12 protein-coding genes and 2 pseudogenes are annotated in these 12,494 nt (G+C 39.7%); 7 read left to right on the top strand and 7 right to left on the bottom strand.

The features are described 5' to 3' along the window. Positions 1 to 20: 20 nt before the first annotated feature. Together V7K44_RS03025 and V7K44_RS03020 are read left to right on the top strand one after the other, a co-directional pair. Entirely contained in the window at positions 21 to 1,424 is a 1,404-nt protein-coding gene (locus V7K44_RS03025) for an RNA polymerase factor sigma-54 (RefSeq protein WP_334928518.1), read from the top strand. Positions 1,425 to 1,470: 46 nt separating this feature from the next. After that, a complete protein-coding gene (locus V7K44_RS03020; protein WP_334928516.1) occupies positions 1,471 to 1,719 on the top strand; it encodes a hypothetical protein in 249 nt (82 codons plus the stop codon). A gap of 72 nt (positions 1,720 to 1,791) precedes the next feature. Here the strand turns inward: V7K44_RS03020 and V7K44_RS03015 are convergent, their stop codons facing one another. The 4 genes from V7K44_RS03015 to V7K44_RS03000 all read right to left on the bottom strand — a co-directional run bounded on the left by V7K44_RS03015 (position 1,792) and on the right by V7K44_RS03000 (position 6,289). After that, on the bottom strand, positions 1,792 to 2,976 hold the full coding sequence (locus V7K44_RS03015) for an anion transporter (protein WP_334928513.1): 1,185 nt from the start codon (positions 2,974 to 2,976) through the stop codon (positions 1,792 to 1,794). Beyond that, positions 2,973 to 4,250, bottom strand: a complete 1,278-nt coding sequence (locus V7K44_RS03010; RefSeq protein WP_334928511.1) for an MFS transporter — start codon at positions 4,248 to 4,250, stop codon at positions 2,973 to 2,975. Before V7K44_RS03010 ends, V7K44_RS03015 begins: the two co-directional genes overlap by 4 nt. Positions 4,251 to 4,673: 423 nt before the next feature. After that, positions 4,674 to 5,129, bottom strand: a complete 456-nt coding sequence (locus V7K44_RS03005; RefSeq protein ID WP_334928509.1) for a pentapeptide repeat-containing protein — start codon at positions 5,127 to 5,129, stop codon at positions 4,674 to 4,676. A gap of 296 nt (positions 5,130 to 5,425) precedes the next feature. After that, the gene (locus V7K44_RS03000) at positions 5,426 to 6,289 is read right to left on the bottom strand and encodes an alpha/beta fold hydrolase (protein ID WP_334928507.1); all 864 of its coding nucleotides are present in this window, start codon (positions 6,287 to 6,289) and stop codon (positions 5,426 to 5,428) included. Between the two features lie 209 nt (positions 6,290 to 6,498). Here V7K44_RS03000 and V7K44_RS02995 point away from each other — a divergent pair, with 209 nt between their 5' ends. The 4 genes and pseudogenes from V7K44_RS02995 to V7K44_RS02980 all read left to right on the top strand — a co-directional run bounded on the left by V7K44_RS02995 (position 6,499) and on the right by V7K44_RS02980 (position 9,658). Beyond that, positions 6,499 to 7,317, top strand: a complete 819-nt coding sequence (locus V7K44_RS02995) for a DUF1206 domain-containing protein (RefSeq protein WP_334928505.1) — start codon at positions 6,499 to 6,501, stop codon at positions 7,315 to 7,317. A 33-nt stretch (positions 7,318 to 7,350) separates the two neighbouring features. Beyond that, positions 7,351 to 8,512, top strand: a pseudogene (locus tag V7K44_RS02990) (glycoside hydrolase family 10 protein). A 12-nt stretch (positions 8,513 to 8,524) separates the two neighbouring features. Continuing rightward, positions 8,525 to 8,959 carry a DUF2358 domain-containing protein gene (locus V7K44_RS02985; protein ID WP_334928503.1) on the top strand — a complete coding sequence of 145 codons (435 nt, stop codon included), beginning with the start codon at positions 8,525 to 8,527 and terminating at the stop codon, positions 8,957 to 8,959. Positions 8,960 to 9,349: 390 nt separating this feature from the next. Further along, a pseudogene (locus V7K44_RS02980) lies at positions 9,350 to 9,658 on the top strand (DUF1634 domain-containing protein). Positions 9,659 to 9,749: 91 nt separating this feature from the next. Here V7K44_RS02980 and V7K44_RS02975 read toward each other — a convergent pair. Continuing rightward, entirely contained in the window at positions 9,750 to 10,022 is a 273-nt protein-coding gene (locus tag V7K44_RS02975; protein WP_334928501.1) for a hypothetical protein, read from the bottom strand. A gap of 485 nt (positions 10,023 to 10,507) precedes the next feature. On the opposite strand from V7K44_RS02975, the gene V7K44_RS02970 reads away from it, so the two are divergent. Continuing rightward, positions 10,508 to 10,969, top strand: a complete 462-nt coding sequence (locus V7K44_RS02970) for a hypothetical protein (protein ID WP_334928499.1) — start codon at positions 10,508 to 10,510, stop codon at positions 10,967 to 10,969. 105 nt (positions 10,970 to 11,074) lie between these two features. On the opposite strand, the gene V7K44_RS02965 is transcribed toward V7K44_RS02970, so the two are convergent. After that, positions 11,075 to 11,884, bottom strand: a complete 810-nt coding sequence (locus tag V7K44_RS02965) for a prohibitin family protein (protein WP_334928497.1) — start codon at positions 11,882 to 11,884, stop codon at positions 11,075 to 11,077. A gap of 357 nt (positions 11,885 to 12,241) precedes the next feature. Further along, the coding region (locus tag V7K44_RS02960) for a hypothetical protein (protein WP_334928747.1) at positions 12,242 to 12,494 on the bottom strand (253 nt) is incomplete at its 5' end.

Below are 12,494 nucleotides of genomic sequence, written 5' to 3'. Positions count from 1 at the left end.
GCGCCTCTGCGGTTCGTATCATGAATTCCTTAAACTCAACATCTGCACTAGAAACACACCTAGAAACTCAAACCGTTATTTACCCAACCCTACAGTACTTAGTTCGCTTTTTGCCGTGGGATGGTAAACGAGTATTCGACCATCTTCGAGAAGAATCTAAACACAATCCATTTATAATAGAAAATTCTGATTTCCATAGCAACGAAGCACTTTTAGACGATATTCTACCTAATTGGTACAATCCCATCGCCCAGAACTTAAGCTTAAGCGAACATCTTTTTGGACAAATATCAGCTTTATCAATTCCATCAAAACAACGTGAAGCCTTAATCCATCTAACTCAGTGGTTATCCAACTCCGGTTACTTAGAAGAAACTCCAGAAATTTGGGCAGATGGTAGTATCTGGAGTGCAAAAGAACTAAAAGCTGTTGTGCCTATCCTCCAAAGTTTAGATCCATCTGGAATTGGTACACGAACCCTGCAAGAATGTCTATTAGTACAACTCAAAGACCAGCCTGAAAGTTTAGCTTTTCTACTAATTAAAAATTATTTAGAAGAGATAGCAAATTGTATTGGTAATTCTTCCAATTCAAAGCACAATTATCAAGTACTATTACAAAAGCTGCACCAAAATCACCAAAATATTGATGTTGATATTGAGAAAATCACCAATGCTATTCATGAAATTCAAGAATTAGAACCCCGTCCTGCCAGAAACTTTGGTGGTAGTGATGCTCCCATCGTCACCCCTGATTTAAAAGTTAAGCTAATAGCTGGAAGTTGGCAAATTTCTTTAGCCTATGAAGTCAAACAACGTTTTTGTCTGAATTCCGAAGCCATTAAGCTTTTGCAGGAATCACCAAAATCAAGGCGAGATACCCAACAGCTAGAAGCATTATTACAAAAAGCTAGAAATTTACTCACAGCTTTGCAACAATGGCAAGAAAATCTGCTCAAAGTTGGTCAATTTTTAGTTGAGCGCCAGCAAGCTTTTTTGCAGAGTCGGGATAAATTAGACTTAGTATCTACCCCTCAGCAATTAGTAGCTCAATCGGTAGGACTTAGTAACTCTACAGTCAGCCGGATTGTGCGAGGACGGCATATATTAGTTTGCAATCAACACAGTCGGATAATTCCGTTGCATTCACTATGTGTTCCTGTAGGAGTAGGCGGACGTACTTCTCAACAAATCCAACAGATGCTAATACAGTTAATTGCAGAAGAATCACCCGCCAATCCTTATACTGATGAGCGATTAGCCCAGCTTTTGAAAATCCGATTTTGTCTGCCAATCACCCGCAGAACAGTTACAAAATATCGTAAAATTTCCGGGATAAAGTCATCACATCAGCGCAAGTTGACTGATAAAAAGATGGGAAGCAAGAGCAGGAAGCAAGGAAGTCTCTTGAAATATCAAAGTTGAGCCTTTAAGCCTGAACATTGAGCCTTTTAACCTGGAAGTTGAGCTTTTGAACCTGAACGTTGAGCCTTTTAGCCTCGAAGTTGCACCTTTGAGCTTGAACGTTGCACCTTTGAACCTGAACGTTGAGCCTTTGAACCTGAACGTTGAACCTTTTAGCCTCGAAGTTGCACCTTTGAGCTTGAACGTTGCACCTTTGAACCTGAACGTTGCACCTTTGAACCTGGAAGTTGCACCTTTGAACCTGAACGTTGCACCTTTGAGCTTGAACGTTGCACCTTTGAGCCTGAAATTTTAAGTTTGATTGTTGACAAATGACAAATGACCAATACTTCGGCTTCGCTCAGTACAAGTGACCAGTGACCAATGACTAAATCCAAAAATAAGCCAGGATGAGAGTCAAAACAGTTAACGGTAGACCAAAACGCAGATGTTCCCAGAATGACAATTGATAACCAAGTTTTGCGACAGCTTCCGCAACAATTAAATTAGCAACTGAACCTAACAAAGTTAGATTACCAGCTAAGGTAGATCCTGCGGCTAATAGTAACCAGGTTTTTGTATCTGGATGGGGAATTAAATGTTGTAGTAATAATACTGCTGGAACATTAGAAACTAAATTTGAAAGCAGAGCAGTAATTCCTAATATGTTCAGGGGATTGTAAACTAAACCGCTAAATAAATTCAATATTCCTAATTTTTCTACTCCAGCAGTCACAACAAACAGTCCAGAAAACATCACCAGTAAATTCCAATCTACTTTATTTAAAACTCGTTGCGGTTTGATTCGCCTAGTAATAAACAGTAAACCAGCAGCTATAAGTGTTGCTTGGGCTGGGGGTATCCCAATTAAGAATGCAATTAATAGTCCTCCTGTTATCAATAGGCTTTTAGTAAGCAACGGTTTAAATATGCGGTAACGCACGGGGGTTACACTCGGACAAGATTTAGTAGAACGGACATCAGGATAAAGCCACCACAATAACCCAATTTGGATCAACAAACTTACTAATGCGATGGGAGTCAATGCTTTCGCAAAATCGAGATAGCTGATACCAGAGAAGGAACCAATCAAAATATTTTGCGGATTACCACTTAAGGTAGCCACTGAACCCAGATTAGTTGCTCCCGCTAAGGCAAGTAAGTAAGGAATCGGATTGAGGTTCAAAGTTTGGGTTAAACCGAGAACCAAAGGAGTAAAAATTAGAGCGATGGTATCATTCAGAAAAAAAGCCGAGAGAATTCCACTGCCGAAAGTTAAAACAATCAGCAAACCCAAAGGGCTACGGGTAAAGTGTGTAACTGTATCAAGGGTTAGTTGGAAAAAACCAGCGTAAGCTAAGTTTGTGCTGATTACCATCATGCCAAACAGGAAAATCAGCGTTTTATAGTCTATCGCTTGCCATGCTTCTTTGAGGTCTAATACCCCGAATGCCATCAGCAAAGATGCACCAACTAAAGCAATACTGGCTCGGTTCATCCGCAAACCAGGGATATATCCTAAACCCAAACCGATATAAGTCAGTCCAATGATGATGTATCTGAAAACAATCATGATTTCGCTAGATTCTTTTGATGTGGTGCATTTCTATTAACTCCTGTTTTTGTTTCAGGTACACAGAACCAAAAAACTGCCAAAGCCACAACTGCGATCGCTGCTAAAATCAAAAAACCAACATTGTAACCAGCACTTTTAACTACAAACCCAGCTAACACATTGCTCAAACCCGCACCAACGCCAATGGCAGTGTTGAGCATCCCTTGGGTAACATTAAAGCGTCCCGTACCTTTAGTAAAATCAGCTACCATCAACACGGAAAGCACACCAAAAATCCCGCCTGCAATACCATCCAGAATTTGCACAGAAACGAGAAAATAGGGATTGTCCGAAAGCGTATACAGCACCCCTCGAATCGGTAAGACGGCAAAGCCAAGCAAAAATATGGGTTTTCGGGCTGTATGTGCGAAACGCCCAGCCAAGTTAGACACTGGAATCATGACTAACTGAGCCACAATAATACAAGCAGACATATAAACTGTGTCACTTGTCCCTTTCCCCTCCGCCAATTCTTGACCGACTAGCGGTAACATAGCAGCATTGGCAAAGTGAAACAAAACTACTGCAATAGTAAAGAATAAGATTTTGCGATCGCTTAATAATTGCAATATGCCTTCAGATGGCTGCTGATGTTTTTCATTATCCTCCTCTTGGCCTTCTTCGCCCTCTTCACCATCTCCACGCGCTAATTCGTGGTCAATCTCTCTTTCACGAATCATCCTCACCGAAATAATACTGCCCACAGCCATAGCTGCAACCAGGAAAAATATTGCCTTGCGTGCAATAAAGTAACCTACTAAACCAGCGAGAGTAGCAGCTAGCAGATTTCCTGTATGGTTAAATGTTTCATTACGACCTACTCGCCTATCTAATCTCTCATGTCCTACGAGTCCCAGAGTAATAGCAGTAATCGCAGGTGGGAAAATTGCAGCAGCAATCCCAATCATAATCTGAGAGCCGATGACAACAGGCAAATTGGGGAACAAGCCCATAGCAATACAACCGATAGAAACAAACACAGCCGCCAGTACAATCAACATCCGTTTTTGACGTAGCCTGTCAACCAATGCACCAGCTGGGGTTTGAGCAATAACTGTGGCAATTGCCGAAGCTGACATCGCCATGCCAATCTGGGCTGGGTTCCAATTTGCTGAAGCTTTCAGGTAAATGCTCAAATATGGCCCAACACCATCGCGCACATCTGCGAGAAACACATTCAAGTAATCAAGCGATCGCAAACTCTTCCCACTGGGTTTTCGCTGTTTTTGCATAAGTCTTTAATGATATTTTGTCAGCTATGGAGGCGTCAAAATACTCTTATGCAAAAATCATGCCAAATCAATTGCATCTGGCTGATCTAGCGAAAAAACCTTCTTTGTGCAACGTACAACTTACGCAAGTAATAGCCAAAACCCTGATTTTCAGTTAGGGGCAGTAAAGTCCTTGAATGGGAAATAGTAAAGATTTTTAGATTTTGATTGCACTTTTTTGTGTGGATATCAGTGCGATCGCAAAAAGAAACCCCCTCTGCTTTTGCCATAGTAAAGTGATTACAACGCAGAGGGGTTTCATTTATTTTAATATTTTTGTGGAGGCAGGTTTTAAGAATAATTCTGGCAAAAAACTAGTTTATTTGATTTAAAACCCGCCAAAACCTATGTTGAATTGATTTTAAGCTGTGTACTCAGTTAGGCCTATTTCCAATCGGGAATTTCAGCGTCTTCTCCCCCAATCCCGATTCCAGTGTTAAATATTTCCGCATCAGTAAGATTTAAATCGTTCATTGATGCTTGATACACATTAGAATCGTGAATCGTAGCACGAGTAAAATTTACTCCGTTGAGATTAACTTGCTTTAAATTCACATTGGTTACATAAGCAGATGTTAGGTTAGCACCTGCCAAGTTTGCACCAGTTAAGTCAGCACCTTCGAGGTTAGCTCCTACAAGGTTAGCTCCTTGAAGCTTCGAGCCTCTCAAGTCAGCACCAATTAAATGAGCGCCACTAAGGTTAGCTCCTGATAGTTCGCACTTAACACATTCCCCAGTTGAAAGCAGCTTTTGTAAATCCTGTGGATTCTCGGCTCTAACTGAGCTAGCGAGAAATAGGGGTGTTGCTAAGGCCATGGCCGCTAATAGCTGGAGTTTCATAATTTTCCCCCTTAATAATCGAGTTGCGTCCGTTCTGTCCCTCACAACTCTATTATCTCACTAAACTTTGTGAGGTCAATGTATCTTGTGACAATCTATCTCCTGACAGGTTAGTTACGATCTGAAACCCAGATAAAACTAATGTCGAAAATGCCATTAATTCCGATTTTTTAGCAATTTTTACCCAATAATTCCTCAAAAATGCCCACTGTTAAATCTTTTCAAAAGTCAAATCTGGCGCTACTCGCCATAGCTAATTTGATAAGTATTTATACTTTATTAATTGATGTTTTAGCTTAAGTCCTTAGAAATTCTCGCATATACTGATTAACCAATTCCGGCTGTTCTTGCTGCACCCAATGACCACAATTAGGAATATACTTGATTTGAAAATCTCTGACATAAGCTGCGGTGTCGTAGGTTAGTTCCTTGCCGAGTGCGGTGTCATTTTCTCCCCAAATCATCAGTGTTGGTACTTCCAGAACGCCCCAACTTGGATTTAGCATTCTCTGTTGAAAAATATTGCGGTAATAGTTCAACATTGCTGTTAGGGCACCGCGTTTTGCAGCAGCATTTTTATAAGCGTCAATATCGGCTTGTGTGAAAGCACTCTTGTTAACTGCTGTACCTTTAAAAGCTGTTTCAATAGCTTGGTAGTCGGAAGATTGTAAAAGTAATTCTGGTATCCACGGTAGTTGAAAGAGGAATATGTAATTGCTACGTAGCAACTGTTGGGGAGTGCGTAACCCTTGGGCAAATTTGGCAGGATGAGGCAGGTTAAGAATAATTAATTGTTTTAACATTTCGGGGTGAGTGTATGCAAAATTCCAAGCGATCGCACCTCCCCAATCATGTCCAACTAATACACATTTTTGGTATCCTAATCCCTTAATTACTCCCTCAATATCTTTGATAAACTCATTCATTACATAAGCTGATTGCTCACTTGGTTTATCACTATCGTTGTAGCCACGCAAGTCAATGGCGACAACTTTAAAATATTGGGCAAATTCTGGTATTTGATGCCGCCAAGAGTACCAAAACTCAGGGAAACCATGCAACATCAACATTAACGGGCCTTCACCTTGGGTGACATAGTGTAGCTTCACCCCATTAGTAGTGATATATTCGTGTTTCCAAGAAGTTTCTATTAGAGACATAATTAATCCCAATTCAGCATTATAAAATACTAAATAATATACTCTACTTAATAAATGTAATGTTATTTTGAGCATCCTCACATCTATTAAAAGACAGTACTTACAATAGTGATTTATGACAAAAAAATTATAAAATTTGCCTTAAGATAGATGTGAAGCGTGGGTAAATTTTGGTAGGACATTAGATATAATAATTATTTCCAACTACCATGACACAACAGTTGACAAACCATGCTTCATTGTGGGTTGAGCGACTGGGACGATTCGGCTATGTTTCCAAGGGAGTAGTTTACGGTATAGTTGGACTACTGGCGGCACAGGCGGCTTTTGGCAGGGGTGGTAAAACAACTGATACCCAAGGCGCTCTCCAAACAATCGTCAACCAGCCATTTGGGAAATTTTTGCTGGCTTTAGTTGCAATTGGCTTGATTGGATACGTAATCTGGCGTTTTGTACAGGCAATTAAAGACCCAGAAAATAAAAGTAATGATGCCAAAGGTTTAGCAGTGCGAATTGGTTACGCAGCTAATGGCTTGATTTATGCAAGTTTAGCCTTAAGTGCTGTGCAAATCGTTATGGGTACAGGCGGCGGTAAAAATAGTAGTGATTCTACTGAAGATTGGACAGCGCGTTTGCTTTCTCAACCCTTTGGTCAATGGTTAGTTGGAACTGTGGGGGTATTTGTAATCGCTCTAGGCTTCTATCAGTTTTATAAAGCTTTTAGTGCCAAATTTCGTAAAGAACTCAATTTAACAGAGTTAAGCAACACACAAGCCCAATGGGTAATGAGGATTTCCAGATTTGGTTTAGCGGCACGGGGTATAGTGTTTTGTATTATCGGTTGGTTTTTAATCGAAGCTGCAAGGCAATCGAACGCTGCTACCGCAGAAGGTTTGGATGAAGTATTACAGACGCTAGCGCAACAGCCCTATGGAGCATGGCTTTTGGGTATTGTGGCATTAGGTTTGGTTGCTTATGGAATTTACACAATAATACAGGCGCGGTATCGTCGGCTAGTCAATGTTTAGATGGTGCAGTGCTGAGAATTTCAATTTATAGAAATGGCAATAATAGAAACCCGTGGTATTTGGCTGACCACTACTGATAGTAAGGTTCTCAGGTCAAAGGAACGCATTGCTGAGGCGATGGATTTCCTGGCCGAGACGGGATTTAACGTGGTGTTTCCAGTTGTTTGGAATAAGGCGGTAACTTTGTATCCTAGCCAAACAATGCAGCAGACTTTTGGAGTCGAAATTGACCCTCTATTTGTAGGTCGCGACCCTTTAGAAGAAGTGGTGATTGAAGCGCGGCGAGTTGGGTTAAAAGTTATTCCTTGGTTTGAATACGGTTTTGCCAGTTCATACAATTTGAGTGGTGGTGTACTTTTACAGAAAAAACCGGAATGGGCTGCGCGTGATTATAACGGTAACTTACTGAAGAAAAACGGCTTTGAGTGGTTGAATGGACTCGACCTACAGGTGCAAGAATTTTTATTGAACTTGGTGCTGGAAGTTGCGAATAACTACGATGTGGATGGTGTTCAAGGTGACGATCGCTTGCCAGCATTACCATGTGAAGGTGGCTATGATGAGGGAACTGTCACTCGCTATTCGCTATCGCCAGGAATTCGATCGCAATCCGCCACAGAACCCCAAGGATAGACAATGGTTACAGTGGCGTGCAGATATTCTCACTGAGTTTTTGGCGCGTCTCTACGGGGAGGTGAAAGGAGTGAATCCTAATTTGTTAGTTGCGATCGCACCCAATATCTATGATTGGGCATTCCAGGAATATCTGCAAGACTCGCCCGCATGGCTGAAGCGGGGGATAGTTGATATGATTCAGCCGCAGATTTATCGCCGTGACTTTAGGAGTTATCAGGCGATCGCTGATAAACTGGTAAACCAGCAGTTCACAGATGCGACACTGCCCAAGTTAGCACCAGGAATACTGATGAAGCTTGGCTCTTACTGTATTAGTCCAGAATATCTGGTGCAGGCAATTGAATACAATCGTCAACTTGGCATTCAAGGAGAGGTATTCTTTTTTTACGAAGGTTTGCGCGAGAATAACAATACCCTTGCTAAAGTTTTGCGCAATGGGCCTTATGCTAAGTCTGCATCATTTCCCACTCTGTCAGATTTGAGTGCAGGTGTTGTGAGTCACAAGACGACATCTTCTATTTGGTCAGGAGTGGAAAATTTGTTAAAAAAGATTTTTTAAGGGAAAAGGCGAGTGGAATATAAATTGCCAGTGGAAAAGGTAATTAATACTTTAAAAAAAGATTTACCGACACTTTTTGAAAAAGATATTTTTTATGACATTTATACACGGGATATCTATTTTAAAGACCCGGTGAATACATTCAAATACAAATTTAACTATCGTATTATATTTTGGACTTTACGATTTCACGCTCGACTATTTTTTACCCAAATTCACTTTGATGTACATGAGGTTTATCAGTCAGCCGAAGACACGATTTTAGCAAAGTGGACGGTGCGGGGAGTGTTGCGCGTTCCCTGGAAAGCAGGGTTGCTTTTTAATGGCTATTCAACATATAAACTCAATCAAGATAATTTGATATATGAGCATATCGACACCTGGGATAGAAAGCCAAGGGAGATTTTACGGCAGTTTTGGCAAAGGGAAGGAGGAGGTACAGCTTAACCTAACCTCTATAAAGCTGTACTTTATCTCCCCCTATATCTCTATAGGTATACCAGAAAACTTGCTCAAGGAAAAAATAAAAATCATCTCATCAAAATATTTATGGTTGAAAACCACATTGTCTTTCTTTCTCGGAAGTAATGGCGCAATCTTTTACTGTAATTGAACCTATGACAATACCAGCATCTAGCATTGATTTAATCTTTGCACTTTCAGAAAACTTAATGAAACTTTTTAGTGAGAAGTTATGAGTTAGAATTCCTCCCGGCTTCTGGCTTCTGAATAGCAGTTATCCAACTCCTGATGGAGTGATGTCTTGAGATTGATGCTAACAAGAATGTGACAAAAACACCAAATGAGCAGCAATTAGAATATTTGCTCAGTAACCTGATGAAATATGGTGTTTTGATAGCTAGTGCTGTGGTTTTGCTGGGGGGTATACTCTACTTAATTCATCAGGGTAATCAAGCTGCGGGATATGAATTTTTCGGGGAGAACCATCAGAATTTCGCTCACCAGTAGGTGTAGTAAAAGCAGTTTTATCAGGTAGCGGGACTGTTGCTACTAGTCGCCACTCCCATTGTGCGCGTTTTTATTTCCCTATTGACTTTTTTACTACAGCGAGAATTTATTTATGTGATTGTTACTTTATTAGTCATGGCTAGCCTGACTTACAGTCTTGTCGGAGCATATTATTAGTAGTATTTTCAAAGGTTAAGGGGTGAATTCTACCTTTTACCCTTAACAAAAAAGTATTGAGATGGAGCCAAAAATTTATTTTTGAAGCCAATTACGAACCTTGCAAAAGCTCATTAATTGAACTTATGCTTTGTTTTATTTGCTCTGTCAGAGAAGTTCTTAATAAGTCAAGGTTTACGGCAGAAACATTGAATAATCCCAAAGCATATAATAGGCTCGAAATTCCAATAAGTAAAGCTAGAAATCTCCCAAAACAACCGGGATTGATTTCAATAAAAGCTAATTTAGATTGCCCGATCACAGCAATCGTTATAAAAACAATTCCTGCTATTAAAAAGGTGCTATTTGAAGTTAAATCTGTCATTTTTCGATTAATATGCCTCAGGATTTTTATTGTAGCTATTATTAGTTAAAATTTCTGCCCTTGCTAGATGCAAAAACATAAAAATTTTGCAACTCAACATCCACCCACCCTAACTTAATGAAGCTCTGGCTATTGCAGTATCGGTGTTGGAACTCATTGTGTGCTATGATATAGGAAGAGGTATTTTGATTTTAAAACTTATTAAGCGACAAATAACATTAATTGTCTCAAGTGTGTATAAATTGTTCTGTTTTGCTCAGATACCGAAATAAAACCTAGATTCTGCAAGAAGCCAACTAACTGATATGTCTCTGGATAGAAATCAGATATTGTTAAGTTGCAGTTGATTTAAACCTCAATTTTGGTGAAACTATTCTGTGGTGAACTTTCAGCATCAAAAAGCCAAAATGTTATCACTCGTGTACTAGACGTTAATTTAGTTTATATATTAAACTACACTAAGACGATAGGAATAGTGGTTTTTTATGGAAAGCGTCCAAAACGTTAGTCAAGAGTTGAATGTAACAGGAGACACAGCAATAGATCAGTTACAACAGTCTACTCCCGTAGAATTCAAAAAAGACATTTTCAAAAAACTCAGAGGTGGATTTTTTCTGGTATTGGGATATTTGTTGTCACCACTATGTTGGTGGAATGACCTACTATTCAATTTGCCCATAGCTTATGGTTTTGGGTATGCATGTAGTTTACTTTCCCCAAAATTACTTCTACCTTGCTCAATTATCGGATACTGGCTCTCTAATATTGTGGGAATTCTCTTGATGCAATTCGGTTCTAAGGACATTTTTCAAAAAGAACCTCAAGAGCATAACCTTAAAAAAGAATTGTTCACAGGTCTAATTTCTTCAACAGTTTATACCCTGTTGATTATGCTATTGATCCAGTTGAAGATTCTCGATTTTCCCATTCTATTCTCCAACAGTTAATTTAGTTTATCACCTTTATGAAGTCTGGGCGCACATATATGCGCCCATATTATAATTTGACAGATACAGATATAGCAATCTATGTAAAAATTACAAACTAAAAGATCAATTTTCGTCAAATTTTAAGAGTTCACTTAAATTCAACAATTTTGGAGCCTCCTTACTTACAATTAATGGCAGCTTACCATTCCATTTTTCTATTGCTTGCCTTTGCAGAATTTCTGGAGTTAAACCATCACGTAATAATCTGTGCGTCTCAGCCTCTCCTTTGGCTAAATTCACTTTTGCTTCAGCCTCTTTTGTTGCTTTCAATGCGATAAATTCTGCTCGTTTTGCTTCTTGTTCAGCAATCTGCTTCGCCTCCACCGCCTCACCAAATCGTTCTGAAAAATGGACATGAACTAGAGAAATATCATCAACTGCAACGTGATAGCTACTCAGTCGTGCTGACAAGGCATCATCTACTCCACTTTTGACTTCTCCTCGTTTAGTAATAATTTCTTCAGCAGTATACTTTGCCATTACTGCTTTTAGCACTTCTTCAACTGCTGGGTTAAGAATCCGAATAACTACATTTTGTTCATCTCCAATTTTCTGAAAAATGACATTTACTTCCTGGGAAATAATATGCCAATTGAGAGCTACATCGACAAAAACATTTTGTAAATCTTTGGAAGAAGCCTCAGCAGAAATTTCCTGCTTTTGGACTCTAATACTCAACTTTTTTACAGTATTAACTACAGGAATAATTAAGTGAAGTCCTTCTCCTAATATCTGGTTTTGCACTTCGCCAAATTTCATTAATACACCACGTTCTCCTGCATTTACAATCACACAAGGCGTGAGGAAGAGAGTTATCAAAAACAAAAGAGCGGTCAGTTTACCGGCACTGTTAAAACTTATAATTTTTCTCATTTGTGTGAACCATGTATGCATCTTGTATGGAGACGCATATTTAGGAGTTATGGGCTTCTTATCGTCATGATTTTAACTCGACTTGATCAAAAATTAAGAACATTCTCGACTTAATAGCAACTGCCCATTACTTAGCCGATATACACCAGTAGGTTCGATAATCGGATCACCTTTCTTCCAAGGACGGAATGTAGTTTCGACACCTCTCACCTCACCAGTTGTGTAGTTAGAGGCTATTTATAAAGTAAATCTAAAGATGGATAGCCAAGTATAATTGCAAAGGTAGGATACTTTAAAGACAGTGTATCTACTTATAAAGCGATGGTTCAAAAAGCTTATTCTAGCGACCTTAGTGACTTAGAATGGGAAATTTTGGCACCTTTGATTCCATTTGATTCCACCAGCTAAATCTGGTGGGCATCCTCTCCCAAGGGGAGACGCTCCGCGAACCCACAACTGAGATGAGGGAAGTATGTAATGCCAATTAATTGCATAGTTTTTTGTCACACAACCATAACCAAAAGCCCCAGGCTGTGGGGCGTGGGGCTTTTGGTTATGAATTATAAAACCTGGCATCGAGCTATTTTTGCGTAGGGCTACCCCTAAACTA

It is taken from the genome of Nostoc sp. (assembly GCF_036917235.1).
Classification (GTDB): Bacteria; Cyanobacteriota; Cyanobacteriia; order Cyanobacteriales; family Nostocaceae; genus Nostoc.
This window is presented reverse-complemented; position numbering and strand designations above follow the sequence as displayed.

Bases quoted from the DNA above. Each gene is read 5' to 3' on its own strand.
- V7K44_RS02995 (WP_334928505.1), top strand. From the start codon at position 6,499: ATGACACAACAGTTGACAAACCATGCTTCATTGTGGGTTGAGCGACTG.
- V7K44_RS02975 (WP_334928501.1), bottom strand. From the start codon at position 10,022: ATGACAGATTTAACTTCAAATAGCACCTTTTTAATAGCAGGAATTGTT.
- V7K44_RS02965 (WP_334928497.1), bottom strand. From the start codon at position 11,884: ATGAGAAAAATTATAAGTTTTAACAGTGCCGGTAAACTGACCGCTCTT.
- V7K44_RS03025 (WP_334928518.1), top strand. From the start codon at position 21: ATGAATTCCTTAAACTCAACATCTGCACTAGAAACACACCTAGAAACT.
- V7K44_RS03010 (WP_334928511.1), bottom strand. From the start codon at position 4,250: ATGCAAAAACAGCGAAAACCCAGTGGGAAGAGTTTGCGATCGCTTGAT.
- V7K44_RS03015 (WP_334928513.1), bottom strand. From the start codon at position 2,976: ATGATTGTTTTCAGATACATCATCATTGGACTGACTTATATCGGTTTG.
- V7K44_RS02970 (WP_334928499.1), top strand. From the start codon at position 10,508: ATGGAAAGCGTCCAAAACGTTAGTCAAGAGTTGAATGTAACAGGAGAC.
- V7K44_RS03005 (WP_334928509.1), bottom strand. From the start codon at position 5,129: ATGAAACTCCAGCTATTAGCGGCCATGGCCTTAGCAACACCCCTATTT.
- V7K44_RS03000 (WP_334928507.1), bottom strand. From the start codon at position 6,289: ATGTCTCTAATAGAAACTTCTTGGAAACACGAATATATCACTACTAAT.